Here is a 26709-nt window from a genome sequence, read left to right on the forward strand (position 1 = left end):
GGCGCTTACGTTGCTCAGGTCGGCAATCATGATATTTTTTGGCCGTTGATGTCTCGGCGTCCGTTTCCATTTGCTCGAGGTCACGAACATAGAGCTACCGCCATTTTCAGGAATGTTGGCTTCCTTCTGCGGGCACGAGTGCGCTTCACACCCAGATCATGCCGTGGCGCATCTCCCATTCCAATCAATCCTCGGCATTGAACGAAAGTGACACCATAAAAGGCATGGTGGACACAAACATAGCGGTTGAACAATAGGAGAAATCACCATGGGGATTGAGGCACTTCTTCGCCTCTTTGGCAAACGCTATGATGATCCAGAAGTGGTGGAAGCGCTGGCAGCCCTCCCGCCTCATAAGGCAGACCGGCCAAGCGATGGCGCCCAGTACATCGTATCGAAACAAGGCGGTTTCGACCTGCTGTTCGAAGACGCGCATACGCGCGGGGCTGGAAATCCTCAAAACAGGACGCTTGCAGCCATATTCCTTTTCAATGCGGGGGTCGATGACCACAGCCGTTATGACGGCCCCGTGCCTATGAACTTCTCTTTTGACGATGGCCGTGCGGGGCTCATCGCGAAAGCGGTTCCCGAACGAACCTGGGTGATCGGTGAGGGGAGAGTGGATATAAGCCATCCTGCGCCCGATCATGACCGCTGGCTCATGGGCGGTCTGGCTCTCAGCGCCGATTATGGCAAAGACGGATCAAGTATCCGTGGTTTTACGATTCATCTCCCAAGCGACGAACCGGAATGGACGCCCGAGCCACAGGATGAAACCTGGCAGAGTGTTGCCTTGGTGCCTGGTCGGAAGATGGATGCGATTAAGCTGTACCGCGCCGAAAACGGCGGCGGGCTTGCCGATGCCAAAGCCATCATCGAGGGGTTCATCACCAAGACCGAAACAGCAATCGAGAAGTAGGCACCGGCCACAACGGAATCTTTAAGAATCGTGCCTTGCAGGTTTCAGAGACCGCAATGAGGGGGGCGGTGTGCCGCACCGCACGGGGGTTGATGGCGTGCCAAAACGAAGGCCTGCGAACATAAAAAAACCCGCAAAGCCTTGTGCTGTGCGGGTTTCGGGACTTCCGTGAGCCTTGGCGTTCAGCCAAGAATCGAAAACTGGCGGAGAGGGTGGGATTCGAACCCACGGTACGGGGTTACCGTACGCCTGATTTCGAGTCAGGTACATTCGACCACTCTGCCACCTCTCCTGGTGCCGCTCCGTTGCCGCGGCAAGCCCGCAAGCGCGATGGAGATCCTGGCAGAACCGTGGTCGTCAGACCCCCATCCGGATACTTCGCCCGAAAGCGAAGACAGCGACTATAGCAGAATTCCGGCGAATGTGTACATGGCCGGCGTGCTGGCCAGGCAAGCCCCCGCGGCGCGGCCGCGTTCAGGTTTCCCACGCGAACCCCGCGCTAGAATCGAACGGCACCGCGGGCGCCCCGGACGCGACACGCTGCCATCGGCGGCCCGCATTCACCGCATTCTCCAAGGAGGTCGCATGCTCAAAGGCAAGGTTGCCCTGGTTACCGGTTCCACCAGCGGGATTGGTCTGGCCATCGCCAAAGGATTCGCGGCGCAAGGCGCCAACGTCGTGCTCAACGGCCTGGGCGAGGCCGACCAGATCGAGGCGGTGCGCGCGGGTATCGAAAAGGAGTTCGGCGTGAAGGCGCTGTTCGACGGCGCCGACCTGACTTCGGCGCAAGCCGTGCGCCAACTGGTGGGCACGGCCGTGAACAAGCTGGGCACGCTGGACATCCTGGTGAACAACGCCGGCATCCAGCACACGGCGCTGATCGAGGACTTTCCCATCGACAAGTGGAACGCCATCATCGCGCTGAACCTGTCGGCGGTCTTCCACGGCACGGCCGCCGCGCTGCCGCAGATGAAGCGCCAGAAGTGGGGGCGCATCATCAACATCGCCTCGGCGCATGGCCTGGTGGGTTCGGCCAACAAGTCGGCCTATGTCGCCGCCAAGCACGGCGTGATGGGCCTGACCAAGGTCACGGCGCTGGAGACGGCCGGCACGGGCGTCACCGCCAACTCCATCTGCCCGGGCTGGGTGCGCACGCCGCTGGTCGAAAAGCAGATCACGGCCATCGCCGAAGCCAAGAAGATCAGCCAGGACGAAGCCGCGCGCGAGCTGCTGTCGGAAAAGCAGCCCTCGCTGCAGTTCGTGACGCCGGAGCAGCTGGCCGGCACGGCCATCTACCTGGCATCGGACGCCGCGGCGCAGGTAACGGGCACCAGCATTTCCGTGGATGGTGGCTGGACCGCGCGTTGATCCCTGTCGGGCGCCGCAGCCCGATGATCGGCTAGCCATTTCCAGGCGACGGGCCCGTTCACAGCGGGCCCGTCGCTGTCTGATAGAACCTGGAGTTCCCATGCTGTATCTGCTTTCCCCGGCCAAGAAGCTGGACTACGACACGCCCCTGCGGCACACCAAGCACACGCAGCCGCTCTTCACCAAGGACGCCAGCGCGCTCATTGCCGTGCTGAAGACGCTGTCGGCCGACGAGGTCGGCGAACTGATGACGCTGAGCCCCGCGCTGTCGCAGTTGAATGCCGACCGCTATGCCGAGTGGAAGCCGAGCTTCACCGAGGCCGACTCCCGCCAGGCCGTGCTGGCCTTCAATGGCGATGTCTACGAAGGCCTGGAGGCCGCCAGCCTGTCGCCCGCGCAACTGGACTGGGCGCAGGAGCACCTGGCGATCCTGAGCGGCCTGTATGGCGTGCTGCGCCCGCTCGACCTGATGCGCCCCTATCGCCTGGAAATGGGCACGCGCCTGGCCACGTCCAGGGGCAAGAACCTGTACGACTTCTGGGGCGACAAGCTGGCCGAGTACCTGAACACGCGCCAGGAAGGCGAGAAGACGCCCATCATCGTGAACCTGGCGTCCGAGGAGTATTTCAAGTCGGTGCCCAACAAGGCGCTGAAGGCGCGCGTGGTGCAGTGCGTGTTCCAGGACTGGAAGAACGATGCCTGGAAGGTCATCAGCTTCCACGCCAAGCGCGCGCGCGGGCTGATGGCGCGCTACGCCATCCAGCACAAGATCAACACGCCGCAGAAGCTGCAGGGTTTCGACAGCGAAGGCTATGCCTTCGATGCCGCTGCGTCCTCGGAGGACAAGCTGGTGTTCCGCCGCAGGCAGGACTGAGGCAAGGACTGATGCCGTGATGCCGCTCAGGCAGCCTGCCTGGCGGGCAGGACCGGCCCGGCCGGATCGGCCAGCCCGCCCAGCTCCTTCACCAGCATCTGCGCGGCCTTCTGCATCTGCCGCAGCGGATAGGCCAGCGCGGCCAGGTCGCCGTCGGTCTCGATGGTGATGTTGGCCAGGGAGTCCGCCGGCTGTTCACCGTCCAGCACCGCCTGGATCTGGGCCAGCATCTGCGCCATGCCGGGCGGCGTGGCGGGCAGGTCGGCCAGCATGGGCATGGCGGCCGCGATCTGTGATGCCAGGATGTGGTTCTGGATCATCAGGTTGTTCACCTCGGGCACGTTCTGCTGCCGCGAGCGAGGCTCGTTCATCATCCGATAGAAAGCCTCGGCCATGTTGGCGAAGGCCACGTGCACGTTCTTGCGCGAGAGCTGCCAGGACAGGTTGGCCTCTTGCAGCTCCGCGGGATTGGCGGCCACTTCGGAGGAACCGGACTCTGCCGGCGCGGCCGTCACGCTGGCGTCCTGCCGGGCGTGGCGCGCCTGCATCTGTCCGACGTAGCGCAGGCCGCTGCGCAGGTATTCCCGGTTGGCCGACAGTGCCGCGCGCGACAGCGGTCCCATGTAGCGGTGTTCCCACCACGGCAGGAAGTAGCTGCAGGCCAGCGCCAGCGCGCAGCCCACGGCGGTGTCCAGCGCGCGCTCGCCCACCACGGCCAGGGTGCCCGGCGAGATGAAGTGGAAGGCCAGCAGCACGAAGAGCGTGTTGAAGACGCCGCTGGCCATGTAGTTCACCAGCACCAGGCTGTTGCCCAGCACGCAGGCCACCAGCATGATGGCGAACAGCACGCTGGGCTTGTCGGTGGCGTGGAAGGCGGCCAGCGCCAGGCCGCAGCCCATCAGCGTGCCCAGCAGGCGCCAGCCGTTGCGCTGGCGCGTGACGGCGAAACCCGGCTTCATGATGATGACCACGGTCAGCACGATCCAGTAGCCATGCGGCTGCAGTTGCGGCACGAAGGCGGTCAGCGTCATGGCCAGGGCGGCCGCCAGCGTCACCCGAAGTGCGTAGCGGCAGTGCGGCGAGTCCAGGCGCAGGTTGCTGGTCAGCATGCCCACCCGGAATTGCTGGCGCGACAGGAAGCGCGTGAGCGATTTGTCCAGGCGCAGCGAGCCCACGGGCACGGCGTCGGCCGCGCCACGGGTGTGTTCGTACAGGCGGTCCACCACGCGCGCCGCGTTGCGCAGCCGGCGCAGCACCTGCACCAGCACGGCATAGACCTCGGGGTTGCTGGCTGGAAAGTCCTGCTGGCGCAACTGTTCCAGCTCGTATTCGATGGCGCGCAGTTCGGCCTTCACGCTGTTGCGGTGCACGGCGGGCCGGTTGCGCGACACGGCCAGCGCGATGTGGTCCAGGTCCAGCGACATCTTGCGCAGGGCGTCGCGGCCGAAGAGCAGCACGTCGGCGTCGCCCAGCGCCCGCCGCAGCAGGGCATAGTCGGTGTGCGTGGCGATCATCGTGTCCAGCAGCGCGATCATGTCCGAGAACAGGTTCCACAGCATGACGCGCCTGCGGTCGCCCGCGCCGCCGCCGCGGGGCAGGGCGCGCAGCACCATGTCGCGGGCGGCCTGGTGCTGCTCGGTCATGGTGGCCTGGCGCAGGATCATGTTGCGGTAGCAGTCGTCCAGGTCGTTGTTGACGTCATAGAAGGCCGAGCGGGCCGCCATGTATTCGCCGGTGGCGAAGAGCGCCACGGACAGCGCCTGCTGTTCCTCCCGCAGGCCGAAGAGCCGGCTGGCCACCGTGCTGAAGAGCAGGTAGAACAGGCCGCCGCCCAGGGTGGCGGTGGCGTGCAGCAGCACCTGGCCGGGTGACAGCGGCGAGTGCATGGTCAGGCTCATCAGCAGCAGGCAGGCGAAGCTGATCTGCCCGCCCTTGCGGCCGAACACGGACAGCATGGAGAACGCGAAGCACTGGGCCACCACGGCAGCCCAGATGAGCATGGGGTGGGAGGAGGCCAGCCCGGTGATGGCCACGGTGGCCGTCCCCAGGATGCTGCCGCCCAGCATCTCGTTGGCGCGGTGCCAGTGCGGCCCCGGCTGGTCGATGATGGCCACGCACAGGGCGCCGAAGGTGGCGATGAGCCCGATCGCCATCTGGTCGAACAGCCCGCCCAGCACCATCACGGGGGCCAGCATGCCCACCGCCTGCCGCACGCCGCCGAAGAAGAAGTGGCTGTAGACGAAGCGGTGCAGGTGCGAAAGACGCAATTCCATGTGCGGCGGGCCGTGGTAAGGATGCCGCACAGTATAGGGAGGCGGGGGGCGAATGCACGAGTTTCATTTGCTCATAACTTGACGGCGCGGTAAAGTCAGCAGCTTGCCGTCCGTGGGTACCTCTTCGGGCGGCCATTGGCAACCACGTGCCCGGGCCATCCTCCGGGCAGATGCGCCAGTCTTACTGCCGCCGGCCCCGCCACAAGCGTTGGCGCCGAGGCTTCCGTTTCGATCCAGTAGCAATGCGTTTTCGACGAACGCGCGACGGGTCGGCCGGGTATCCGGGTGGAGGGGTTCCGTGAACCTCGAAGCGCCGGAGCATCCGACCAGACACCGTGGCGATTCCCGCTGCCGCCGCAATCCGGGCAGGCCGCAATCGAAAAGGCAGAGCCGGTTATGAAAGGAATTTCATGGAACTCAATGGCGCCGACATCGTCGTGCGCTGCCTGGCCGATGAAGGCGTGGAACACGTCTTTGGCTATCCTGGCGGCGCGGTGTTGTACATCTACGACGCAATCTTCAAGCAAGACAAATTCCAGCACATCCTCGTTCGCCACGAACAGGCTGCCGTGCACGCGGCCGATGCCTATTCGCGCGCGTCGGACAAGGTGGGCGTGTGCCTGGTCACCAGCGGCCCGGGCCTGACCAACGCGGTCACCGGCATCGCCACGGCCTACATGGACTCGATCCCCATGGTGATCCTGTCCGGCCAGGTGCCCACCCACGCCATCGGCGAGGATGCCTTCCAGGAATGCGACACCGTGGGCATCACCCGCCCCTGCGTGAAGCACAACTTCCTGGTGCGCGACGTGAAGGACCTGGCGGAAACCATGCGCAAGGCTTTCCACATTGCGCGTACCGGCCGCCCCGGCCCCGTCCTGGTGGATATCCCCAAGGACATCACCGTGGCGCACTGCAAGTACACCCCGCCCCGCGGCGAGATCACGATGCGCTCGTACGCGCCGGTCGTGAAGGGGCACCAGGGCCAGATCAAGAAGGCCGTGCAGATGCTGCTGGCCGCCGAACGCCCCATGATCTATTCGGGCGGCGGCGTCATCCTGTCGGACGCGGCGCCGGAGCTGCAGCAGGTCGTCGACCTGCTGGACGCGCCCTGCACCAACACGCTGATGGGCCTGGGCGCGCTGCCCGCCAGCCACCACCACTACCTGGGCATGCCGGGCATGCACGGCACCTACGAGGCCAACATGGCCATGCAGCACTGCGACGTGCTGCTGGCCATCGGCGCGCGCTTCGATGACCGGGTGATCGGCAATCCCAAGCACTTCGCGCAGAACCCGCGCAAGATCATCCACATCGACATCGACCCTTCGTCGATCTCGAAGCGGGTGAAGGTGGATGTGCCCATCGTCGGCAACGTCAAGGACGTGCTGGTCGAACTGATCGCCCAATACGAAGCCACGGCGGCGACCCCGCGCGCCAACCAGGCCGCGCTGACGCGCTGGTGGCAGCAGGTCGATGCGTGGCGCGGCAAGGACTGCCTGAAGTACACGCCGTCCGACGAGCTCATCAAGCCGCAATACGTGGTGGAAACGCTGTGGAAGGTGACGGGCGGCGACGCCTTCGTGACGTCCGACGTGGGCCAGCACCAGATGTGGGCTGCGCAGTACTACCGCTTCAACAAGCCGCGCCGCTGGATCAATTCCGGCGGCCTGGGCACCATGGGCGTGGGCCTGCCGTACGCCATGGGCGTGCAGATGGCCAATCCGGGCCAGGACATCGCCGTCATTACCGGCGAAGCCTCGATCCAGATGAACATCCAGGAGCTGTCGACCTGCCAGCAATACCACCTGACGCCCAAGATCATCTGCCTGAACAACCGCTACCTGGGCATGGTCCGGCAGTGGCAGCAGATCGATTACGGCTCGCGCTATTCCGAGTCCTACATGGATTCGCTGCCCGACTTCGTCAAGCTGGCCGAGGCCTATGGCCACGTGGGCCTGCGCATCGAGAAGCCCTCGGACGTGGAACCGGCGCTGCGCGAGGCTTTCGCGAAGAAGGACAGGCTGGTGTTCCTCGACTTCCTCACCGACCGCACCGAGAACGTCTGGCCGATGGTCAAGGCGGGACGCGGGCTGACCGAGATGCTGCTCGGTTCGGAAGATCTGTAGGAGCACGAGCATGAAACATGTCATTTCGGTCCTGATGGAAAACGAACCGGGCGCGCTGTCGCGCGTGGTGGGCCTCTTTTCCGCACGCGGCTACAACATCGAGACGCTGACCGTGGCCCCCACCGAGGATGCCACGCTGTCGCGCCTGACCGTCGTCACTGTCGGTTCGGACGACGTGATCGAGCAGATCACCAAGCACCTGAACCGCCTGGTCGACGTGGTCAAGGTGGTGGACCTCACCGAGGGCGCGCACATCGAGCGCGAACTCATGCTGATCAAGGTGCGCGCGGTGGGCAAGGAGCGCGAGGAGATGAAGCGCATGGCGGACATCTTCCGCGGCCGCATCATCGACGTCACCGACAAGTCCTACACCATCGAATTGACCGGCGTGCAGGAAAAGATCCAGGCGTTCATCGACGCCCTGGATCGCAGCGCCATCCTCGAAACCGTTCGTACCGGCGTCTCGGGCATCGGGCGCGGCGAGCGGGTGCTGAAGCTTTAATCCATTCATTCAAAAAAATCCAAATTCAAATTTCCAGGAGAAAGTTCATGAAGGTTTTCTACGACAAGGATTGCGATCTGTCCCTCATCAAGGGCAAGACCGTTGCCATCATCGGTTACGGCTCGCAAGGCCATGCCCACGCCCTGAACCTGCACGACTCGGGCGTGAAGGTCGTGGTCGGCCTGCGCAAGGACGGCGCGTCGTGGAAGAAGGCCGCCAACGCCGGCCTGAAGGTGGAAGAAGTGGCCGCGGCCGTCAAGAGCGCCGACGTCGTCATGATGCTGCTGCCCGATGAAACCATCGCCCAGGTCTACCGCAGCGAAGTGGCCCCCAACATCAAGGCCGGCGCCGCCCTGGCCTTCGCCCACGGCTTCAACGTCCACTACGGCCAGGTCGTGCCGCGTGACGACATCGACGTCATCATGATCGCCCCCAAGGCGCCCGGCCACACCGTGCGCGGCACCTACTCGCAAGGCGGCGGCGTGCCCCACCTGGTCGCCGTCTACCAGGACAAGTCGGGCAACGCCCGTGACGTGGCCCTGTCGTACGCCAGCGCCAACGGCGGCGGCCGTGCCGGCATCATCGAAACCAACTTCCGCGAAGAAACCGAAACCGACCTGTTCGGCGAACAGGCCGTGCTGTGCGGCGGTACCGTCGAGCTGATCAAGGCGGGCTTCGACACGCTGGTGGACGCTGGCTACGCCCCCGAAATGGCCTATTTCGAGTGCCTGCACGAACTGAAGCTGATCGTCGACCTGATCTATGAAGGCGGCATCGCCAACATGAACTACTCGATCTCGAACAACGCCGAATTCGGCGAGTACGAGACCGGCCCGAAGGTCGTGACGGAAGAAACGCGCAAGGCCATGCGTCAGTGCCTGACCGACATCCAGACCGGCGAGTACGCCAAGCGCTTCATCCTGGAAAACGCCGCGGGCGCCCCCACGCTGACCTCGCGCCGCCGCATCAACGCCGAGTCGCAGATCGAACAGGTCGGCGGCAAGCTGCGCGCGATGATGCCCTGGATCGCCGCCAACAAGCTGGTCGACCAAAGCAAGAACTGATCAGTACCACCGGAAGCATCGCCGCCTGCCCGGCTCGACCGGCAGGCGGACTTTGCCCCCAGGGGACGCCCGCCATGTGCGGGCGTTTTTTTTTGTGCGAGCTGACGTCCTGCGCCTGCCGGAGCCGGTCGAGCAGGGGGCGGGCGGGGCGTAGACAGCATGGGAGACAGGGGAGGGCCTTCGGGTTTGTTCTGTGTACGGCCGGCACCGCGCGCTTTTGCTTTCGGTTAACCTTTCGTCTATGAATAAACCTGCCTACCCCCACCCCATCATTGCCCGCGAAGGCTGGCCGTTCGTCGCCGGATCGCTCGCACTGGCCGTGCTGGCGTCGTTCTGGACCGCCTGGGCCGCGATCCCGCTGTGGATCATCGCGATCTTCGTCCTCCAGTTCTTCCGCGATCCGCCCCGGCTCGCCCCGGACTCCACCACCGCGGTGCTGTCGCCCGCCGATGGCCGCATCGTCGCCGTCGAGCACGTGCGCGACCCCTATGCCGATCGCGACGCGCTGAAGATCAGCGTGTTCATGAATGTCTTCAACGTGCACTCGAACCGCGCCCCGGTCGACGGCACGGTGACGCACGTGCAATATTTCCCGGGCCGTTTCTTCAACGCCGCGCTGGACAAGGCGTCGCTGGAGAACGAGCGCAACGCCATGGTCATCCACACGCCCGACGGCCACGTGGTCACCGCCACGCAGGTGGCTGGCCTGGTCGCCAAGCGCATTCTCTGCTACGTGCAGCCGGGCGACGTGCTGGCCCGCGGCCAGCGCTATGGCTTCATCCGTTTCGGTTCGCGCGTCGACGTCTACCTGCCGCCCGCCTCGCGTCCGCGCGTGGCCCTGGGCGACAAGGTCAGCGCCACCAGCACGGTGCTGGCCGACCTCGCGCCGGCCGCCGCTGCCGCCGCGCCCGTGCAGCAAGGCTGATCCGGCGATGGGTGATCTGCGTTTGCGTGAAGAGAAGCTGCGCCGCGGCATCTACCTGCTGCCCAACGCCTTCACGACGGCGGCCCTCTTCGCGGGTTTCTACGCCATCGTGCAGGCCATGAACGACCGGTTCGAGGCGGCCGCCATCGCCATTTTCGCGGCGATGGTGCTGGACGGCATGGACGGCCGGGTGGCGCGCCTCACCAACACCCAGTCGGCCTTCGGCGAGCAATACGACTCGCTGTCCGACATGACGTCGTTCGGCGTGGCGCCGGCGCTGGTGATCTATGAATGGTCGCTGCATGGCCTGGGCCGCTGGGGCTGGCTGGCGGCGTTCGTCTACGTGGCGGGGGCTGCCCTGCGGCTGGCCCGCTTCAACACCAACATCGCCGTGGTGGACAAGCGGTATTTTCAGGGCCTGCCCAGTCCCGCCGCGGCCGCGATGGTGGCCGGCTTCGTCTGGCTGGCCGTCGACAACAAATTCCCGATGCAGGATGGCCTGCTGGCCTGGACGGCGTTCGCGCTCACGCTCTATGCCGGCGTTTCCATGGTGAGCAACGCGCCGTTCTTCAGCGGCAAGTCGTTCGCGCTGGGCCGCAGCGTGCCGTTCTGGGGCATCCTGCTGGTGGTGGCGGTGTTCGTCTTCGTCTCCAGCGATCCTCCCCTCGTGCTCTTCGGCCTGTTCGTCATCTATGGGCTGTCGGGCTGGGTGCAGTGGCTGTGGCGCTGGAACCGCGTGCGCCGCCTGCAACAGGAACGCCGCATCGACGCCTGATGGATAGCCAAGCGGCTCAAGACAACGAAAAACCCGGCCACAGGCCGGGTTTTTCGTCATGCGTCACGGCTGCGCGGGGATGTCTCAGTCCCGGTTGTCGCCGCGATCCTCGTACATCGGATCGGGGCCGGGGTGGCGGCGATTGAGCAGCGTGCCGTCGGCGCCCATGTAGAGGTACATGAGCGAGTTCCAGACACCGCTCTCGCGATAGCGATAGGCCCAGGTGACCTGCCGCACCGATTGCATGCCGACCTCGCGGACCTCGGCGGGCGGACCGAATTCGCAGCGGACGCGTTCGGCGCTCCATTCGCCCGTGTCCAGCCGGCGGAAGGCTTCGTCCGTCAGGATGGGCTCGATGGGGCCGACCCGGCCGTCGGCCGTCGTGTTCGTGCCCCAGGCGTATTGGCCCAGGGGCTGTTGCGACCAGACCAGGCGCTGTCCGCCGCCCGGCAAGGGGCAGCTGGAAGTGGGGGCGCCGTATTTCTGCGTGACGGCATCGACAGGGGTGCCGGGCGCGACCGTGTCGATGTTGGCGCAGCCGGCCAACGCGCCAAGCGCGAGGGCGGCGGCGGCCAAGCGTGGGAGGGAAGAGCGTGAGCGTGCCATGGTCGTCTCCTTGGCCTTGCGTAAGCGGCAGCGCCGTTGCGCGCCGCGAGCTTGAAGTATGAGGCCCGGCCGTCAGTCGCTGCTGCCGGTCGCGTTGCCTTCCCCGCTGTTCATGCCGCGTGGATCCTGGATGAAGCTCGAGCGACGCAGGACGTCGCCCTTGGGGCCCATGTACAGGTTCATCAGGGAGTCCCAGGCATTGGCGTGGCGGAAGCGATAGCTCCACACGACCTGGCGCGCATTGCCGTGGCCGATCTCCTTGATCTCGGCGGGCGGGCCGAACTCGCAGCGGATCTTCTCGGCGGGCCAGTAGCCGCCCTGCAGCTGGGCAAAGCCGGCGTCGCTGAGCATCTGTTGCAGCGGGCCTTCCTTGCCTTCCGCATCCTTGATGCTGGCCCAGGCGAACTGGCCGTCAGGCTGGCGCGACCAGACGCGGCGCTCGCCGCCGTCGGGCAGCGGGCAGGTGACGGTGGGGTTGCCGAAGCGTTCCTGCAGCTCGGCGGCCGTGGCGTCGGGGGAGACGTGGTCGGTGGTCGAGCAGGCTGCCAGCAGCAGGGCCGAGGCGGCGAGGCCTGCGCGGCGGAAGACGGTGAAAGTCGGGGTTTTCATCTGGGTGGAATCTCCTGCGCCCCGGGGCGGCGTCGCGGTGCTGCCACGGCCTGTCGGGGTGCCTGGGAATCATTCTAGCGAATCAGCTATAATTTTCAGCTTGACCGGGCTCGGAAGTGTTCCAGAGCCCGTTCATGCATTGCGGGTTTAGTGCCCGGTTTTCGTAAAAAGCAGTTTGGTTGATCAGTTTGGGCAGTCTTCCTGCCCCTTTTGTTCCAAGCGTTTCATTCCACTCACGACCGGGCGCCTCGGCCCTGTCGCACGTTATCAGAGGTTTATCATGGCTGTTGCCGATATCAAGAAATCCGACATCGTTACCCAGTTCCAACGCGCTCAGGGCGACACGGGTTCCCCCGAAGTGCAAGTTGCGCTGCTGACGGCTCGCATCAACGAGCTGACCGGCCACTTCAAGACGCACATGAAGGATCACCACTCGCGCCGCGGTCTGCTGCGCATGGTGAGCCGCCGTCGCAAGCTCCTCGATTACCTGAAGGGCCGCAATCCCGACGCTTACCGCTCGCTGATCGAAAAGCTCGGTCTGCGCAAGTGATCGGTACCTGCGGAGCCGGTACCCCAGGGGCCGGTACCCCATGATGTCAGCCGTGGCCGATGCAGCTTGTGTTGCATCGGCCACGGCTTTTTTGTCCGCCGGGCCGTCCCAAGGCAAAAAGCAGCCCCTTCGGGGGGACTGCAAGCCGAAGGCGCCGCATGGGGGCATTATGTTGTTTCAGGGCCACCCCAGATGAAAGTGCCCTCGCGGGGCGCAGCGAGCAGATCGCGCCGCGCAAGGGCCTTTTCCCACTGCAAGGAATCTCCGACATGTTCAACAAAGTCAGCAAATCGTTCCAGTACGGCCAGCACACCGTCGTGCTGGAAACGGGCGAAATCGCCCGTCAGGCCTCTGGCGCCGTGCTGGTGTCCATCGAGGACACCGTGGTGCTGGCCACCGTCGTTGCCGCCAAGAAGCCGAAGCCTGGCCAGGACTTCTTCCCGCTGACGGTCGACTACATCGAAAAGACCTACGCCGCCGGCCGTATCCCCGGTGGTTTCTTCAAGCGCGAAGGCAAGCCTTCGGAAAAGGAAACCCTGACCTCGCGCCTGATCGATCGTCCGCTGCGTCCGCTGTTCCCCGAAGGGTTCTACAACGACGTGCAGGTGATCATCCACACGCTGTCCGTCAACCCCGAAATCGACCCCGACATCGCCGCCATGATCGGCGCCTCGGCTGCCCTGGCCATCTCGGGCATCCCCTTCAACGGCCCGATCGGCGCCGCGCGCGTGGGTTACCTGGACGGCCAGTACGTCATCAACCCCACCGCCTCGCAACTGAAGGATTCGCAACTGAACCTGGTGGTCGCCGGCACTGAAACCGCCGTGCTGATGGTGGAGTCGGAAGCCCGCGAACTGTCCGAGGAAGTGATGCTGGGCGGCGTGGTCTTCGGCCACGAGCAGCAACAGGTCGTCATCAACACCATCCATGACCTGGTTGCCGAAGCCGGCAAGCCGGAATGGAATTGGCAGCCCGCGCCGCGCGACGAGTCGTTCATCGCGTCGGTGACCGCCGCTGCGCAGGAAGGCCTGACCGCCGCCTATCAAATCCGCGAAAAGCAGGCCCGCACCACCAAGCTGCGTGAAGTCTACGCCGACGTGCAGGCCAAGGTCGCCGCCCAGGCGCCGGAAGGCCAGAAGGTCGACACCGTGGCCGTGGAAAACGTCCTGTTCGACCTGGAAGCCAAGCTGGTGCGTGGCCAGATCCTGTCGGGCGAGCCCCGCATTGACGGCCGCGACACCCGCACCGTGCGTCCCATCAGCGTTCGCCTGGGCGTGCTGCCCCGCGCGCACGGCAGCGCGCTCTTCACCCGTGGTGAAACGCAGGCGCTGGTCGTTGCCACGCTGGGCACCAAGCAGGACGAGCAGATCATCGACGCGCTCATGGGCGAGTACCGTGACCGCTTCCTGATGCACTACAACATGCCTCCCTTCGCCACCGGCGAAACGGGTCGCGTGGGCGTGCCCAAGCGCCGCGAAATCGGCCACGGCCGCCTGGCCAAGCGCTCGCTGGTGCCGCTGCTGCCGGCCCCGGAAGATTTCCAGTACACCATCCGCCTGGTGTCGGAAATCACCGAATCCAACGGCTCGTCGTCGATGGCCTCGGTCTGCGGCGGTTCGCTGGCCATGATGGATGCGGGCGTGCCGGTCAAGGATCACGTGGCGGGCGTCGCCATGGGCCTGATCCTGGACCAGGGCAAGTTCGCCGTGCTGACGGACATCCTGGGTGACGAAGATCACCTGGGCGACATGGACTTCAAGGTGGCGGGTACCGTCAACGGCATCACCGCGCTGCAGATGGACATCAAGATCCAGGGCATCACCAAGGAAATCATGCAGGTCGCGCTGGCCCAGGCCCGTGATGGCCGCCTGCACATCCTGGACAAGATGCGTGAAGCCCTCGATGGTTCGCGCACCGAGCTCTCGACGTTCGCGCCGCGCATGCTCAGCATGAAGATCAACCCCGAGAAGATCCGCGACGTGATCGGCAAGGGCGGCGCCACCATCCGCGCGCTGACCGAAGAAACCGGCACGCAGATCGACATCTCGGATGACGGCACCATCGTCATCTCGAGCGCCGACCTGGATCGCGCCCGCGAAGCCCAGCGCCGCATCACCGACCTGACCGCCGACGTCGAAGTCGGCCAGGTCTATGACGGCTCGGTGCTGCGCCTGCTGGACTTTGGCGCCATCGTGCAAGTGCTGCCGGGCCGTGATGGCCTGCTGCACATCTCGGAGATCGCCAACTACCGCATCGCCAACATCAACGACGTGCTGAAGGTCGGCCAGGCCTTGCGCGTCAAGGTGATCGAAGCCGATGAAAAGGGCCGTCTGCGCCTGTCGGTCAAGGCCATCGGCGGCATCGAAGCCCAGGGCGGCGCCGCCGCTCCGGCCGAAGCCGCGCCGCAAGGCGAACCGCAAGCCTGAGGTTTGCAATCGCTGTAGGCAGGAACGGCGCCTTCGTGAACTGACCCCCAGAAGTTGGACAGTTTAAAAGGTCAGGCGGCCAAGGCCTGAGTTCGGTATTGCACCGGGCTCAGGCCTTTTAGTTTGAGCCGGATACGCTGGTGGTTGTAGTAGTGGATGAACTGGCCGATGGCTTTCTGTAGCTGGTCGATGCTGTCGTAGCGGTTCAGGTAGAAGCACTCGGTCTTGAGCGTGGCGAACCAGCTCTCCATGGCGGCGTTGTCCAGGCAGTTGCCCTTGCGCGACATGCTTTGCGTGAGGCCACGATCGGCCAGCATGCGCCGGTAGCTGGGCTGCTGGTACTGCCAGCCCTGGTCCGAGTGCAGCAGCGGTTGGTCGCCCGGCGACAGGCGGCGCATCGCCTTCTTGAGCATGTTGCCCACCAGCCCGAACAACGGACGCTCGCTGGTCTCGTAGGCCACGATCTCACCGTTGTACAGGTCCATCACCGGCGACAGATACAGCTTCTGGCCGCGCACGTTGAACTCCGTCACGTCGGTGACCCACTTCTGGTTCGGACGGTCGGCCTCGAACTGGCGCGCCAGCACGTTCGGCGCCACGCGGCCTACCTCGCCTCGGTACGAGCGATACCTCTTCGGCCGCACCAAGGACTTCAGTCCCAACGCCCGCATCAGCTTCTGCACCGTCTTGTGGTTCACGCACTGGCCGGCCTGGCGCAGCGCGGCCGTGATGCGTCGGTAGCCGTAGCGGCCCTTGTGGCGCGCATAGACGGCACTGATCCTGGCCTTGAGCCCCGCAGACTTGTCTGCCACGCCCCGCGCCTTCAAGTGGTAGTAGAACGTGCTGCGCGAGAGTCCTGCGACTGCCAGCAGCACACCTACGCGATGCTCTTGCCTCAACCCAGCGATCAACTGCGCTTTTTCTGCGCTGCCGCCCTCTTTTGCTGGATCAAGGCATCGAGCTTTTTTAGGTAGGCGTTCTCCGCTCGGAGGTACTCGTTTTCCTTGAGCACCTCCTCAAGGGTTTTCTGCTCTGGGGCTGTGGGCCCTGACGGTTTTACTGACTGATCTGACATGGCTCTGCATCCGCGCCGACGGTGCTCAAGGGCTTCATTTCCACCCTCATGATACTGACGCTCCCACCTACCAATGTGGCTCGCCGAGCGAATATCAAATGCTGCCGCCGTCTGCGTCAGAGACCACCCCTCACGCCACATCCGATTGAGCACCTGCAGCTTGAATGCCGCGTCGTAGCTCGCGCCCTTGCGACGCAGGCCGCACACCCCGTGCTCTCGATAGCTACTTACCCACCGCCTGACTGTGGCGTGACCAAGACCGTGCCTGGCGCCCACCGTCTTCGATCCCCCCGATCCTGACAGATACTCCTTCACTACCTTGAGCTTGAAACGCTCGTCGTACTTCGCCATGCAAAAACCCCCGAAGATTGGATTTCGTCCAACTTTCGGGGGTCAGTTCATCGGGCGCCGTTTTTCATTGTTTGACGGTCATGGCGGCGCAGGTCTTCCGCCTTGCGGTAAAGTCTTGCCCAGACCGATGTCTGGAACCAGCGGCGCCCGCGCCGCAGGTCCGGGCGTCAACCACGGAGATGGACGGACCATGGCATGACGCGGCGCAACCTGGCTATCTTTGCCTTGGCAATGTTTGCCCTGGGCGCTTGCGCCAGCCCGCCGTCCGCGCCGTCTTCGGGCGGTTCGCCACGCACCGAGAAAATGTCCGCCGACCAGTTCGGCCAGACCGATTTCAACCGAACCGTCACCATCGCCATGCGCGACAACCAGGCTGGCCTGAACAGCCTGCTGGACAAGCTCTATCGCCGGAATCCACGCGAATGGCGCAAGGGCGGCGCGCCAGACTTCGATACCGCGGTCAAGCGCGTGCGCGACGCCATGGCCGCCGGCCGTCCGCCCGCGGGCCTGCAGGGCTTGCGCGACATCCAGATCCTTGCCGTTTCGCTGGACCCGGCCTACCGCGGTGACCGCGTGGCCGCCTTCATCTTCGGCCTGTCCGATACGATCATCACGGCGCATGGCGGCAAGACCCGTTTCTATGTCTCGGACATGCTCGACGGCCAGCGTGTCTATAACGCCGCGCGCAACGTCGAGGCGGCGGCATGGTTGTTGGCCACGCGCAAGGACGAGTCCAAGCAGCCCCTGCTGCTTGCCAACGAGATCAGCGACACTGCGGTGAATCTCAGCTTCGAGCGGGAGTTCGGCGCGCTGGTCGGGCGGCTGGACCTCATCGCCAATCTGTTGGGCGAGAATAGCCGCCGCGTCGGCATCAACTACGCGCAGGGGCTGATGTTCTTTTCCTTCCTGCCTGTGCGCTGATCCCTATTTTTGTCTTCAGGAGCCTTCCACCATGATCGAACTCGCCGATGTCCAGGCCGCCCGTGCGCGGCTGGCCGGGCAGGTCCTGAACTCACCCTTTTCGCATTCGCGCACGCTCTCGGACATCCTGCATGCCGAGGTCTGGCTGAAGTTCGAGAACCTGCAGTTCACGGCCTCCTTCAAGGAGCGCGGCGCGCTCAATCGTATGCTGGCCCTGTCCGAGGCAGAACGTCGCCAGGGCGTGCTCGCCGTGTCGGCCGGCAACCACGCGCAGGGCGTGGCCTATCACGCGCAGCGCATGGGCGTCCCGGCGGTCATCGTCATGCCGCGCTTCACGCCCACGGTGAAAGTGGCCAACACGCGCCGCTTCGGGGCCGAGGTCGCGCTGGCGGGCGACTCCTTTGACGACGCCAAGACGCACGGCCTGTCGCTGGCCGAATCGCGTGGCTTGACGCTGATCCATCCCTTCGATGACGATGCCGTCATTGCCGGGCAAGGCACCGTCGCGCTGGAAATGCTGGAGGCGCGCCCTGACCTGGATGTGATCATCGTGCCGGTGGGCGGCGGCGGGCTGATTGGCGGCATCGCCACGGCAGCCAAGGCCTTGAAGCCCGGCATCGAAATCGTCGGCGTGCAGACCGAGCGTTACCCCGCCATGCATGCCGACCGTCATGGCGGTTCACCGGAGCCGGGCCAATACACCATTGCCGAAGGCATCGCGGTCAAGGCGCCGGGCGAGCTGACCAAGGCGCTGGTGCGCCAGCGCGTGGACCGCATCGAGCTGGTCACGGAAAGCGATATCGAACACGCCATCGTGATGCTGCTGGAAATCGAAAAGACCGTGGTCGAAGGCGCGGGCGCCGTCGGGCTGGCCACGCTGCTGCACGCGCACGAGCAGGGCAACGAGCGCTATCGCGGCAAGCGCATTGCGCTGGTGCTGTCGGGCGGGAACATCGACCCGTTGATGCTGGGCGAGCTGATCGAGCGCGGCATGGTGCGCGCCGGACGCCTGGCCCGCATCCGCGTGGACCTGCGCGACCTGCCGGGCGCGCTGGCGCGTGCCACGTCCATCATCGCCGAGGCGCAGGCCAACGTGGCCGAGGTGCATCACCAGCGCGCGTTCACCTTGCTGCCGGTGCAGACGGTGGAAGTGGATTTCGTCATCCAGGCGCGCGGGCATGACCATGTGCGGGAGGTGATCGACCGCCTGAATGCCGCGGGGTTCGTGGCAGGGCGGCATGATCATTGAGGGTGTTTTTTTCGGTTGAAAGGTTGGTGGATTTTTTGGGTTGAGTTTTTTCTTTAAAAATCAGTGGGTTGATTTAAGTGTGTTCCCCGCGCGAGCGGGGATGAGCCGCGGTCGCGCAAGACGGCGGGAAGCGAAAGGAAGTGTTCCCCGCGCGAGCGGGGATGAACCGACGCCTTCGTTGCCTTCGGTGAATAGGTCGCGCGTGTTCCCCGCGCGAGCGGGGATGAGCCGGCCGCCACCACGTTTTCGGCCACGTACTTGGTGAGGACTCAACGAGCTTGTTGGCCACTCAGCGCGCCACTCCACCCGGAAATCGGCCCACAAGGGGGCGGCCATATCGCCGGGCCAAAACTGGCGCTCTGGTCAGCCACCTGCAGGCTACGGAGAAAGTACGTGATCGCGCCGGGAGCGCCGCCAGGGTGGGCCCTGCCTATACGCGGCTGGCGGTCGCTTCGTACACGGACAGAGATAGGGCTTTCTAGGCGTGGCAGTTGAAGAGGCGCCCTGCCGCGCGGTCGTGTACCCGACAGCATTGTGGCGGCGTAGGCCGGTGAGATGTCGCGGTCGAACACTCGTGCGACGGCCGGCTTCGAGATCTTTCTGTGAGCCTGAGTGCCGCTCAGGTTGTTTCTAAACTCTCTAACCTACGGCAGCCACGACAGTCGCCATAAAGCAAGAGCGCCTTCACTTCGGATTTTCATATCCGAGCTGTACCGAACTCAGCAGGCCTGCGCCGTCATGGTGCAACCCTGCACGAAAACTGGCGTCATGCTCCAAGATAATGAAAATTAATGGCGAGGAGTCAGTTCCAAGTCAGTATTTCGTCAGTCCTCGGTCAGCTTTGTTGCGGTTTGAAAAAAATGGCAAATTGTCGAGCATCGAGAAATATATTCATCGAGATGTCGTCGGATCCGCACCCCGCACCTTGATCCAGAAATTTGTGAAGTCTTGAAGAGGTGCCCAATGTTGTAGCCCATTTCATATTTGGAGTTCACCGTGAACACTGTCACCGAAATCCCTGTCCCAGCCTCCGACTCTAAGCAAGCGCAGGAAATATATCTCCAGCATGTGTCGATACTGGCAAATCAAGTTTATAAAAGCCGGGCGCTCGATAACGAATTCTACAAATTATGGATGAAAGAAAAGCTCAACCCGACGCAGTTGGAGATCTTTGCCGATAACTATTATCACTGGATCGCACCCACAGTAGATCGCTTGGCAATGACATTCGTTGCAACCAAGGATCTGATCTCGCGCATTGAGATTCTGCATAACATCCGCGATGAGTTGGGCGGCGGACACCTGGATGGCGTCCACATTTTCGTTCTGCGACGTTGGCTGGATGGACTTCTCACCAAGAACGCGGGTCATCCTTTCAAGAATGTGGACCCCTCCACCACTGTCCTGCTTCCGGCCACGAGTGCCCTTACGACAAAGAGCCTCGAACTGTGCGTCCGCAGCGCCCCCTGTGCTAACGGAGCAATCTTGGCTCAAGAGTGGCACGCATACACTCAGTTCGTAATGCTATACGAAGGATTTCGGCAGTATATGCAGGCATACGAACTCGATGAGTTCCACGACCTGTGTGAGTATCTCTACATCCACATCGGATGGGCTGAAAAAGAGCACAAAGAACAGAGCATAATCACCGCAGTGCGATCATGCGCGAACGACCAGGATCTAGCTGAGCTGGAGTATGGCTACAACACGTTCATTGATCTTCTAGGTGACTTCTGGGATCAGCTGCATAAAGAGATAGTCGCGCATTAGAACGCGTCACGGACGTTGATTTGAGCCGGATGCAGGTACGGAAGAGGCCGCATTCCGGCTATAAGGGCAGCGTACTGACTCGCAGATCCACGCTTCCTGGGGCAGGAGCCCGGGCGGGCCGGGTTCAGAAATTAGGGGTAAGAAAACTGCACGCATTGAATGCGCTGGCGCCAGGAGGAGTTAGGCACTGCTTGGCCTCTGTGAGTTGGCAAGCGTCGTTTCAACTGGTTCAACTGGCTTTACCGATCGGCTTCAGTTGGTAGCGCCGAGATGAAACTTCACTGGCCTACATTACTTTGAGTCCAAGATTTCAGGTTTAGATTTAGGTGCTCAGCGCCTAGGGTTGGAAGAATTTTTTTGTTATGCAGTAGGGCGTCTATCAGTACCCGAGTAGCGCACTAAACGGATAAAGCGACCTGTACTATGGCTTTGGAACGCAAGTTTGTGTTGGCCACAAGCATGGCTTTCGCTCTTACGCAACTTGACAATTCGGTTGTCAACGTCAGCCTTGTCGCGCTTGGCCAGGAGTTTTCGAGTCCGCTTTCCAAGACCCAATGGATCATTACCGCGTACGCTCTTGCATTCTCGACACTGCTGCTCCTGGCCGGAACCATCAGCGATCGATTCGGACATGGACAGACCTTTCGCGCAGGGATGATTGCATTCGCAGCCGCATCGATGGGGTGCGCCTTATCATATTCCGCCAATACGCTGATTTTCTTCCGCACCGTTCAGGGCGTCTCCGCAGCATTTCTGATTCCCAGCGCCCTCGCGCTTATCAATAGATACGGCGCCGACTCACCTGAAGCCAGAACGAAAGCCATTGGTTGGTGGATGGCCGCAGGAGGCGTTGCATTAACCGTCGGGCCGCTTATCGGCGCCGCATTCTCGCAGGCCGGGCTGTGGCGGGGAGTCTTCCTCATCAACATCCCCCTTGCCTTGTTTGCCGTGATAACGATAAGAGAGTACGGCAATGATGCTGTCGATGAAAAAAAGGACCGGAGTGAGGCGCATGACTACTGGAATCACGCCATCGCCATCGCAGGTTTATTGGGATGGGCTATCACATTCATACTGTTGACCGCCCGCGAGTATCGTTTAGCGCTCGCCTGCGGGCTCGGCTCCATTGTAGTCACCCTCTTTCTTGTTCACATAGAGAGGAAATTACCCAAGCCAGTATTTTTGAGGATCAGAGATTGGAGTTTCAGATGTAGGCGCATACTGTTGCTCGGCCTGTCGATAAACGCATGCATATACTCCCTGCTTTTGGGGGTATCTCTATTTGGACAGATAGGGCTGGGATTGTCGCCCATTGAGACCGGCCTGCTGCTGGTTCCCTATGCAGTCTTCGTGTCAATCAGCAACGTCGTTGGCGGCCGGGTGGCGGCAAAGTTTGGAGGGCCTTTCTCAATCGCGCTGGGACTGGGCATCGCCTGTGTCGGTTACGCTTTCTTATGCGGCACTCTCCCATCTGCGCCCTATGTCAGCCTTTTATTTGGATCCATCGTCGTCAGCTTGGGCATAGGCGTAGTCGTTACGGCCATGACTGCCAGCTATATGGCCGACCTTCCGAGTCAGGACTCCGGTTCAGGTGCTGCCATGTTAAATGCCGCACGCCAGCTGGGAAGCGCGGTAGGCGTGGCGATTGTCTCGATGCTGTGGACGAATGGCGGGGCGACTGGCATTCAAATAATGACCGGGATTTCAGCCGTGTTATGTGCGATATTCTGTTTCTTGTTCGCCAGAGAGCTACCACCGGCGGAAAAAACTGCAGGCTGGGTTGAGTAAGTCTTATCAACCGAACCATCCTGCTGACCCAGGCGTGGCGGCTTACGCGCTTCAAACCATTGCGGGAGGCCGGCGCCGTGCCCCTTGAACCACCCCCGCTTGGAACCCTGAATCACTGGCGATGTGGCCAAGTGGCAGCACGACAACCAGAAGATCACTACCTCTTGCCAGTGACGCCGCGCCCCAGTGGGGCCTCCACTATTTCTTCACCGGCTCCGCGGTCCCCTGCTTCACCTGCGTTTCGGAAGGAATCACCACCGGCGACGGCGCAGGCTTCGCGCAGCCAGCCAGGACGACGGCGCACAGGAAGAAAGGCAGGGTGGTCTTCATCACGGATCTCCAGGAAGAGGCATTAACGGGAACAGGACTTGGCACGGGTCTCATTTGCGCAAGTAGCGCTTGCTGCCCGTGCTGGTCAAGCAATACCGCCCGCCGCGCGGGCCGGTGCAATACGTGTTCTGGCTGCAGGCGCAGCCCTGGGTGTCGACGCTGCCAGGCCGAGCCCGCAGCGCCCGCGCGGGGCTGGCTGAAGCGCCGCCAAACACCGCCGGGCAGGATTTCCTGCTGCCGCTGGCCGAGCCGTCCCTGCAGACAAAGGTCTCTCCTTCGCAATGCGAGATGCCGCCCTTGCTGCCGGAGCAGGGGGTATTCGCGGCAGACGCTGCGCCAGGAATGGCGAGCAAGGCAGCGATCAACAGCAGGCGGGCACGCAGCATGAAGACTCACGGCAAGTTCGAATTTACTTTTTATATTTGATGGGCATGTTTTGTAGCAAGCCTCGCATGCATGACCGTCCGCGGCACGCGGCTGGCGCGATGCCGTTACTGGTGGCTTAATACCGGCTGATTCGTCAACGCAAGGATTTCCCATCATGACCCTGACCCATCTTTTTCCCCGCGCGGCGGTGACCCTGTTGCTGGGCGCCTGCGCACTGACCGCGCAAGCCGAACCCGCCATGGGTTGCAAGGCCAAGATCGATGGCATTCGCGCCGAACTGGATCGCGCCCGCGCCGAGAACAACACGCGCAAGGCCGATGGCCTGCAGAAGGCCCTGTCCGAGGCCAGCGCCAATTGCACCGATGCCGGCCTGAAGGCCGAGCGTGACGAACGTGTGCGCGAAAAAGAAGAGAAGGTTGCCGAGCGCCAGCGCGAACTGCAGGAAGAGCGCGCTGACGGCGACCGCGAAGACATCGCCAAGGCCGAGCGCAAGCTGATGGACGCCGAGGCCGAGCTGGCCGAGGCGCGCCGCGAGCAGGCGCAGCCCTGAGCGCGCTGGCAACACCCGCCGCCACGCATGTGGTGCTGGATGCCTGCGTGCTGATGTCGGGCATCGTGCGCCGGCTGATGCTGCGGCTGGCCGAGGCAGGGGCATTCCAGCCAGTCTGGAGCGAGCGTATCGGCGACGAATGGCGGCGCAATGCGGCGCGCATCTGGCAGATCGATCCGCAGCGCCTGGCCGATGAGTGGGCCGACATGCAGCGCCGATTTCCGTTGGCGGATTGCGGCGACGCCCAGGGCTTCGAGCAGGGCTTGAAGTACAGCGATGCGAAGGACTGGCACGTCATTGCCACCGCGCGGGCAGCGCAAGGCGCCAGCGCGGAAAACGTGGCGATCCTGACGTGGAACCTGAAGGACTTCAACCGTTCCGAATTGCGCCGCATGGGCTTGCGTGCGCTGGACCCGGATCGGTATCTGTCCGAACGCTGGCAGCAGGATGCGACGCAGCTTGCCCTGGCCTGCGAGACGATCGCGCAGGATGCGGCGTCGTTGGGCGGCACGCCGCAGCCGCTGCGGGAGGCATTACGGCGGGAACGTCTTTATCGGCTGCAGGCCCTGGCCGCGCCGGCTTGACGCCTGACAGGGCGGCCACCACACGCGGGACTCACGGGGCCTGACGGTGACCGCGTCAAACTGGCTGACGCGGACAGGGGGACTGATGGACGGCCAGTCGCCAAGGCCCCATCAGGGGCGACGCTGATCCGGCTGGCCCTTGTTGCCGGGTTGTCCAGCGGGCGGCGGCGCGTTGCTTCCCGGTTTGCGCTGCGGATCCTGATCGTTCTGTTGCGGCTTGTTGTCAGGCTTGTTGGGCTGCTGAGCGTTCGGATTGGGCATGATGCACCTCGATAGGAGCGTGGCCGGTTGCCACGTAGCCAGATTGCGCCTGTCGAGAGTGATGTCCTAGCACTCATTTGAAACCGGCTTGTGCTGTGACGAGTATGGATACATCTACGCATTCAGGGCGCGGATGCAGCTTTTCAGCGGGGTTCGACGTGATGCACGTCCTGCCAGCGGAAACGGACACGCGCGGGGGTGGAAGGGGCTCGACCGCGAGCCTGGGCAATCTCCGTTTCACCGGTATAAGTCGTGCAACCGAACAGGGCGATGGCAAGGTTCACCGTGGTGGTGATCGAAGCGCCATCGGCCAGCTTCAGGGTGACGCGGTCACCGACGTGGATATCGCGAGGAGAGGTGTCTTGGGTCGAGGGCTGGATCAGTTGGTCAGGAAAAATATTCTTCAAAATTTATGGCTTGGATAAGTCGGCGCAAAGACGTATTGGCGCCATGCGTGATGGCGGATATCGTGTCGGGCGCATTGTGACCGCATGCGAAGGCCCTGGCGGGCAGCGGTTCAAGGACCAGTCCGGGCGACGCGTGTCGGGGTGGCCTGGCGGAACGTCACACGCATTTCTTTTATGAATGATTGCGTGGACAAGCTTGGTGCAATGGCAGCAAGAGCCCGGATGGTAGGCCACGGGTGGGCGAGGCGTCAAGGCAGCGCGTGTGACAGCGTCGTTTTTCGTCCACGGCTGCCAGGCCTGGATAGCCCGCAGTGGATGCCGCAAGCCGAAGCGCAGCCTGGGGCGGGCACGAGCGCAAGGCATCGCCTGGTGCCCGAGGCCGGACTCGAACCGGCACGACCTGAGGTCGGGAGATTTTAAGTCCCTGGTAAAACTCTAGGATCGGCGAGGGTTTCCAGGCGATTTGTTCCGCATTTTTTCCCTTTATCCCCACGGGGACGAAACCCCAATGCGGAACGCGTTTACCGCACCACTTTCAGCCTTGTAGGCCTGTTCCGGTAGTGCTTCCTGGTGACGTTGATGGAACTGTGCTGAAGGAGTTTGGCCGCTTCCTCGTCCGTCTCTGCCTGGTCGCTCGCGTAGCTTCGCATGTCGCGCAGGAACATGGCGCGAATCTCGGCCGCCAATTCGTCCTCGCCCGCGGCATCCATGTTCAGCGCCGCCCACTCCCGGGCAAATTCCCAGCGGTCGCGCAGCATGTTGTACGAGACCCGCTTGCCTGTGGGGGTCGAGACCAGCATGAGGTGGTCGGCTTTGATGGACCGGCGCCGTGCGATGAGACTGGGCAGCACTGCCGACAGCGACAGGTCAAAGTCGGCTTTCTTTTTGGTCTTGCTCGCACGCAGGCGGAGCATTTCGTCCATGGGCAAAATCACCGATATGGTGTCCTGGAGGCGCATGCCCGTGGCGCTGCTCACGTCCATGGCATCCTGCAGCACTTGGTCCCCAGCGAGATAGACGGCCGTGAAAATCATGTCGGTAACTTCGAATTCTCGCGCGTTCTCCTTGTTCTTCCAGCGTGACCGTTCCATACCAGCCGCTGGCCACGTGCACGCGGTGTAGCCTTTCTTCCGAGCCCAGTTCCAGATGACTTGGAGCAGCGACATTTCGCGGTTGCCCTGCGTTTTGGCGGACCGGCGATCCAGGTAGGTCGTGAGATGGATGAACTGGACCGATTCCCAGGTGGCAGGGCCAAACACTGGGCGGATGCGTCGCAGCTGCTTCTTGTAGCCATCGCGCGTGCCCTTGTTGGCGTAGGACAGCAGGCCGGATTTTTCGTCCAGTTCCCAGGCCTTGAAAGCCTCTTCGATCGTGCCGGCGATGCGCGGCGCGTCGAATCGAATTTCCTTCCACTTGGCCAGCGCCTGGTCGTAGTCGGTGCCCAGTGGGATATCGGGCTCGCCCTGGCCCCGTCTGTCGTAGAAGTAATACGTGACCACCTTGCCATTCTTGCGCTTGCGGCTGTGGTGGCGGAAGTGCGGGAATTTTCCTGTCATGTGATGGCGCCCATGTTGGGCTCGGCGTGGCGGCGGATGGGGGCGCCTTCGAACCACGCGCGGACGTGGATCTTCAGGACCAGGGTTTTGGTGCCTCGGGGCTTGTAGGGGATGCCTTCTTCGTCCAGCACCTTGCGCTGCTCGGTCGCGCGCCGGTAGCCGGTGATCGCGAAGAGGTCATCATCCTCGGCAAATTCAGACATGCGTCCTCCTTGCGATGGTCGGATTATTTTCGGGGGCGAGCCTTGATTTGGACAGCGTCCAGCGCGTCGTAATCGGCCTGCAGGGCCGGGTCGCGGGTAACGGCGCGAGCGAGAGCCCAGCGGGCGCGGACAATCGCGTTTTCGAGGCGTTCGATTTCGCGGTGGGGTTTGCGATGTGCGAGCCCGATCATCCAGCCGAGGCTGAAAGCGCACCCTGCGACGACCAGCAGAGCCAGGATGGGCAGGTATTGCTGCAT

At 63.3% G+C, this 26709-nt stretch carries 27 protein-coding genes and 1 tRNA gene; 17 read left to right on the plus strand and 11 right to left on the minus strand.

Annotation, left to right across the window (positions count from 1 at the left end):
* Positions 1–268 precede the first annotated feature (268 nt).
* Complete coding sequence (locus ODI_RS22215; protein WP_157929723.1) at positions 269–919, plus strand: hypothetical protein; 651 nt, start codon at positions 269–271, stop codon at positions 917–919.
* A 201-nt stretch (positions 920–1120) separates the two neighbouring features.
* On the opposite strand, the gene ODI_RS05885 is transcribed toward ODI_RS22215, so the two are convergent.
* A tRNA-Ser gene (locus ODI_RS05885) sits at positions 1121–1211 on the minus strand.
* Positions 1212–1504: 293 nt separating this feature from the next.
* On the opposite strand from ODI_RS05885, the gene ODI_RS05890 reads away from it, so the two are divergent.
* Positions 1505–2287 carry a 3-hydroxybutyrate dehydrogenase gene (locus ODI_RS05890; RefSeq protein WP_067750353.1) on the plus strand — a complete coding sequence of 261 codons (783 nt, stop codon included), beginning with the start codon at positions 1505–1507 and terminating at the stop codon, positions 2285–2287.
* A 100-nt stretch (positions 2288–2387) separates the two neighbouring features.
* Positions 2388–3161, plus strand: a complete 774-nt coding sequence (gene yaaA, locus ODI_RS05895; protein ID WP_067750352.1) for a peroxide stress protein YaaA — start codon at positions 2388–2390, stop codon at positions 3159–3161.
* A gap of 26 nt (positions 3162–3187) precedes the next feature.
* On the opposite strand, the gene ODI_RS05900 is transcribed toward yaaA, so the two are convergent.
* Complete coding sequence (locus tag ODI_RS05900) at positions 3188–5434, minus strand: FUSC family protein (RefSeq protein WP_067750351.1); 2247 nt, start codon at positions 5432–5434, stop codon at positions 3188–3190.
* 410 nt (positions 5435–5844) lie between these two features.
* Between ODI_RS05900 and ODI_RS05905 the strand changes: the two genes are divergently transcribed.
* The 5 genes from ODI_RS05905 (at position 5845) to pssA (ending at position 10829) form a co-directional block, all read left to right on the plus strand.
* Positions 5845–7563: an acetolactate synthase 3 catalytic subunit gene (locus ODI_RS05905; RefSeq protein ID WP_067750350.1), complete on the plus strand. Its 1719-nt coding sequence runs from the start codon at positions 5845–5847 to the stop codon at positions 7561–7563.
* Positions 7564–7573: 10 nt separating this feature from the next.
* A complete protein-coding gene (gene ilvN / locus ODI_RS05910; RefSeq protein ID WP_067750349.1) occupies positions 7574–8065 on the plus strand; it encodes an acetolactate synthase small subunit in 492 nt (163 codons plus the stop codon).
* 23 nt (positions 8066–8088) lie between these two features.
* Positions 8089–9129, plus strand: coding sequence for a ketol-acid reductoisomerase (gene ilvC / locus ODI_RS05915; RefSeq protein WP_331716319.1), 1041 nt, complete (start codon positions 8089–8091; stop codon positions 9127–9129).
* Between the two features lie 241 nt (positions 9130–9370).
* On the plus strand, positions 9371–10054 hold the full coding sequence (locus tag ODI_RS05920) for a phosphatidylserine decarboxylase (RefSeq protein WP_067750346.1): 684 nt from the start codon (positions 9371–9373) through the stop codon (positions 10052–10054).
* A gap of 7 nt (positions 10055–10061) precedes the next feature.
* Positions 10062–10829: a CDP-diacylglycerol--serine O-phosphatidyltransferase gene (pssA, locus tag ODI_RS05925; protein ID WP_067750344.1), complete on the plus strand. Its 768-nt coding sequence runs from the start codon at positions 10062–10064 to the stop codon at positions 10827–10829.
* A gap of 84 nt (positions 10830–10913) precedes the next feature.
* On the opposite strand, the gene ODI_RS05930 is transcribed toward pssA, so the two are convergent.
* A complete protein-coding gene (locus ODI_RS05930) occupies positions 10914–11435 on the minus strand; it encodes a hypothetical protein (RefSeq protein ID WP_067750342.1) in 522 nt (173 codons plus the stop codon).
* Between the two features lie 72 nt (positions 11436–11507).
* Complete coding sequence (locus ODI_RS05935; protein WP_067750341.1) at positions 11508–12044, minus strand: hypothetical protein; 537 nt, start codon at positions 12042–12044, stop codon at positions 11508–11510.
* Positions 12045–12324: 280 nt separating this feature from the next.
* On the opposite strand from ODI_RS05935, the gene rpsO reads away from it, so the two are divergent.
* Entirely contained in the window at positions 12325–12594 is a 270-nt protein-coding gene (rpsO, locus tag ODI_RS05940) for a 30S ribosomal protein S15 (protein WP_067750339.1), read from the plus strand.
* Positions 12595–12863: 269 nt separating this feature from the next.
* Positions 12864–15020: a polyribonucleotide nucleotidyltransferase gene (gene pnp / locus ODI_RS05945; protein WP_067750337.1), complete on the plus strand. Its 2157-nt coding sequence runs from the start codon at positions 12864–12866 to the stop codon at positions 15018–15020.
* Positions 15021–15091: 71 nt separating this feature from the next.
* Here pnp and ODI_RS05950 read toward each other — a convergent pair.
* A protein-coding gene (locus tag ODI_RS05950) for an IS3 family transposase (RefSeq protein ID WP_098020852.1) occupies positions 15092–16446 on the minus strand; the annotation gives its coding sequence in 2 pieces (ribosomal slippage) (positions 15092–15990 and positions 15990–16446; 1356 coding nt in all).
* A gap of 195 nt (positions 16447–16641) precedes the next feature.
* Here ODI_RS05950 and ODI_RS05955 point away from each other — a divergent pair.
* The 4 genes from ODI_RS05955 (at position 16642) to ODI_RS05970 (ending at position 22174) form a co-directional block, all read left to right on the plus strand.
* Positions 16642–17367, plus strand: coding sequence for a hypothetical protein (locus ODI_RS05955; RefSeq protein WP_067757039.1), 726 nt, complete (start codon positions 16642–16644; stop codon positions 17365–17367).
* 31 nt (positions 17368–17398) lie between these two features.
* A complete protein-coding gene (locus ODI_RS05960) occupies positions 17399–18616 on the plus strand; it encodes a threonine ammonia-lyase (protein ID WP_067757042.1) in 1218 nt (405 codons plus the stop codon).
* Between the two features lie 996 nt (positions 18617–19612).
* Positions 19613–20386 (plus strand): iron-containing redox enzyme family protein, encoded by a 774-nt coding sequence (locus ODI_RS05965; RefSeq protein WP_157929724.1) that lies wholly within the window; start codon positions 19613–19615, stop codon positions 20384–20386.
* A 459-nt stretch (positions 20387–20845) separates the two neighbouring features.
* Positions 20846–22174, plus strand: coding sequence for an MFS transporter (locus ODI_RS05970; RefSeq protein WP_162292289.1), 1329 nt, complete (start codon positions 20846–20848; stop codon positions 22172–22174).
* 198 nt (positions 22175–22372) lie between these two features.
* Here ODI_RS05970 and ODI_RS22615 read toward each other — a convergent pair whose 3' ends face one another.
* Positions 22373–22504: a putative periplasmic lipoprotein gene (locus tag ODI_RS22615; protein ID WP_269460526.1), complete on the minus strand. Its 132-nt coding sequence runs from the start codon at positions 22502–22504 to the stop codon at positions 22373–22375.
* Between the two features lie 69 nt (positions 22505–22573).
* Here ODI_RS22615 and ODI_RS22220 point away from each other — a divergent pair, with 69 nt between their 5' ends.
* The 3 genes from ODI_RS22220 to ODI_RS05985 all read left to right on the plus strand — a co-directional run bounded on the left by ODI_RS22220 (position 22574) and on the right by ODI_RS05985 (position 24025).
* Complete coding sequence (locus tag ODI_RS22220) at positions 22574–22930, plus strand: hypothetical protein (RefSeq protein WP_067757051.1); 357 nt, start codon at positions 22574–22576, stop codon at positions 22928–22930.
* Positions 22931–23045: 115 nt separating this feature from the next.
* Positions 23046–23441: a DUF1090 domain-containing protein gene (locus tag ODI_RS05980; protein WP_067757054.1), complete on the plus strand. Its 396-nt coding sequence runs from the start codon at positions 23046–23048 to the stop codon at positions 23439–23441.
* A 29-nt stretch (positions 23442–23470) separates the two neighbouring features.
* Positions 23471–24025: a PIN domain-containing protein gene (locus ODI_RS05985; protein ID WP_269460527.1), complete on the plus strand. Its 555-nt coding sequence runs from the start codon at positions 23471–23473 to the stop codon at positions 24023–24025.
* Between the two features lie 111 nt (positions 24026–24136).
* On the opposite strand, the gene ODI_RS22225 is transcribed toward ODI_RS05985, so the two are convergent.
* The 5 genes from ODI_RS22225 to ODI_RS06000 all read right to left on the minus strand — a co-directional run bounded on the left by ODI_RS22225 (position 24137) and on the right by ODI_RS06000 (position 26709).
* Positions 24137–24286 (minus strand): hypothetical protein, encoded by a 150-nt coding sequence (locus tag ODI_RS22225; protein WP_157929725.1) that lies wholly within the window; start codon positions 24284–24286, stop codon positions 24137–24139.
* 143 nt (positions 24287–24429) lie between these two features.
* Complete coding sequence (locus ODI_RS22230; RefSeq protein ID WP_074046833.1) at positions 24430–24693, minus strand: hypothetical protein; 264 nt, start codon at positions 24691–24693, stop codon at positions 24430–24432.
* A gap of 521 nt (positions 24694–25214) precedes the next feature.
* Complete coding sequence (locus tag ODI_RS05990) at positions 25215–26249, minus strand: site-specific integrase (RefSeq protein WP_231968207.1); 1035 nt, start codon at positions 26247–26249, stop codon at positions 25215–25217.
* Positions 26246–26452: a DUF4224 domain-containing protein gene (locus ODI_RS05995; RefSeq protein ID WP_067757060.1), complete on the minus strand. Its 207-nt coding sequence runs from the start codon at positions 26450–26452 to the stop codon at positions 26246–26248. Before ODI_RS05995 ends, ODI_RS05990 begins: the two co-directional genes overlap by 4 nt.
* 23 nt (positions 26453–26475) lie before the next feature.
* Positions 26476–26709 (minus strand): hypothetical protein, encoded by a 234-nt coding sequence (locus tag ODI_RS06000; protein WP_067757062.1) that lies wholly within the window; start codon positions 26707–26709, stop codon positions 26476–26478.

It is taken from the genome of Orrella dioscoreae (assembly GCF_900089455.2).
GTDB classification, from domain to species: Bacteria; Pseudomonadota; Gammaproteobacteria; order Burkholderiales; family Burkholderiaceae_B; genus Orrella; species Orrella dioscoreae.

Bases quoted from the DNA above. Each gene is read 5' to 3' on its own strand.
- ODI_RS22215 (WP_157929723.1), top strand. From the start codon at position 269: ATGGGGATTGAGGCACTTCTTCGCCTCTTTGGCAAACGCTATGATGAT.
- ODI_RS05890 (WP_067750353.1), top strand. From the start codon at position 1,505: ATGCTCAAAGGCAAGGTTGCCCTGGTTACCGGTTCCACCAGCGGGATT.
- yaaA (WP_067750352.1), top strand. From the start codon at position 2,388: ATGCTGTATCTGCTTTCCCCGGCCAAGAAGCTGGACTACGACACGCCC.
- ODI_RS05900 (WP_067750351.1), bottom strand. From the start codon at position 5,434: ATGGAATTGCGTCTTTCGCACCTGCACCGCTTCGTCTACAGCCACTTC.
- ODI_RS05905 (WP_067750350.1), top strand. From the start codon at position 5,845: ATGGAACTCAATGGCGCCGACATCGTCGTGCGCTGCCTGGCCGATGAA.
- ilvN (WP_067750349.1), top strand. From the start codon at position 7,574: ATGAAACATGTCATTTCGGTCCTGATGGAAAACGAACCGGGCGCGCTG.
- ODI_RS05920 (WP_067750346.1), top strand. From the start codon at position 9,371: ATGAATAAACCTGCCTACCCCCACCCCATCATTGCCCGCGAAGGCTGG.
- pssA (WP_067750344.1), top strand. From the start codon at position 10,062: ATGGGTGATCTGCGTTTGCGTGAAGAGAAGCTGCGCCGCGGCATCTAC.
- ODI_RS05930 (WP_067750342.1), bottom strand. From the start codon at position 11,435: ATGGCACGCTCACGCTCTTCCCTCCCACGCTTGGCCGCCGCCGCCCTC.
- ODI_RS05935 (WP_067750341.1), bottom strand. From the start codon at position 12,044: ATGAAAACCCCGACTTTCACCGTCTTCCGCCGCGCAGGCCTCGCCGCC.
- rpsO (WP_067750339.1), top strand. From the start codon at position 12,325: ATGGCTGTTGCCGATATCAAGAAATCCGACATCGTTACCCAGTTCCAA.
- pnp (WP_067750337.1), top strand. From the start codon at position 12,864: ATGTTCAACAAAGTCAGCAAATCGTTCCAGTACGGCCAGCACACCGTC.
- ODI_RS05955 (WP_067757039.1), top strand. From the start codon at position 16,642: ATGACGCGGCGCAACCTGGCTATCTTTGCCTTGGCAATGTTTGCCCTG.
- ODI_RS05960 (WP_067757042.1), top strand. From the start codon at position 17,399: ATGATCGAACTCGCCGATGTCCAGGCCGCCCGTGCGCGGCTGGCCGGG.
- ODI_RS05970 (WP_162292289.1), top strand. From the start codon at position 20,846: ATGGCTTTCGCTCTTACGCAACTTGACAATTCGGTTGTCAACGTCAGC.
- ODI_RS22615 (WP_269460526.1), bottom strand. From the start codon at position 22,504: ATGAAGACCACCCTGCCTTTCTTCCTGTGCGCCGTCGTCCTGGCTGGC.
- ODI_RS05980 (WP_067757054.1), top strand. From the start codon at position 23,046: ATGACCCTGACCCATCTTTTTCCCCGCGCGGCGGTGACCCTGTTGCTG.
- ODI_RS22225 (WP_157929725.1), bottom strand. From the start codon at position 24,286: ATGCCCAATCCGAACGCTCAGCAGCCCAACAAGCCTGACAACAAGCCG.
- ODI_RS05990 (WP_231968207.1), bottom strand. From the start codon at position 26,249: ATGACAGGAAAATTCCCGCACTTCCGCCACCACAGCCGCAAGCGCAAG.
- ODI_RS05995 (WP_067757060.1), bottom strand. From the start codon at position 26,452: ATGTCTGAATTTGCCGAGGATGATGACCTCTTCGCGATCACCGGCTAC.
- ODI_RS06000 (WP_067757062.1), bottom strand. From the start codon at position 26,709: ATGCAGCAATACCTGCCCATCCTGGCTCTGCTGGTCGTCGCAGGGTGC.